Annotated in this window: 1 pseudogene; it reads left to right on the plus strand. The window is 40.0% G+C overall.

What is annotated here, in order from left to right:
* Positions 1-259, plus strand: a pseudogene (locus PZE06_RS28805) (efflux RND transporter periplasmic adaptor subunit); the annotation flags it as partial.
* Positions 260-290 lie beyond the last annotated feature (31 nt).

Genomic DNA, 290 nt, shown 5'->3' on the forward strand with positions numbered 1-290 from the left:
TGCAAATGTTCCGCAGAGTACAGGTCTAGGAAACCCGTTGGAAAATCAAGCAGTACAGTTTCCGATTGTTGTTCAGATCAACGGGGGAATAGAACTTAAACCGGGCTTCCAATTGATTATGGAAATTGAGACAGAAGAGAAGGAAGGGTTGGTAATATCCTCTGAAGCGATTATTTATGAGGATGACAAAACATTTGTTTATCTCGTAAATGATGGCATTGCCCATAAACAAGAGATTGAAATAACATCAACAATTTGAAGGAGTTGCACGGTCTGCTTGGAGAAGACTA

The sequence above is a fragment of the Robertmurraya sp. DFI.2.37 genome (assembly GCF_029211245.1).
Taxonomy (GTDB): Bacteria; Bacillota; Bacilli; order Bacillales; family Cytobacillaceae; genus Robertmurraya; species Robertmurraya methanolica_A.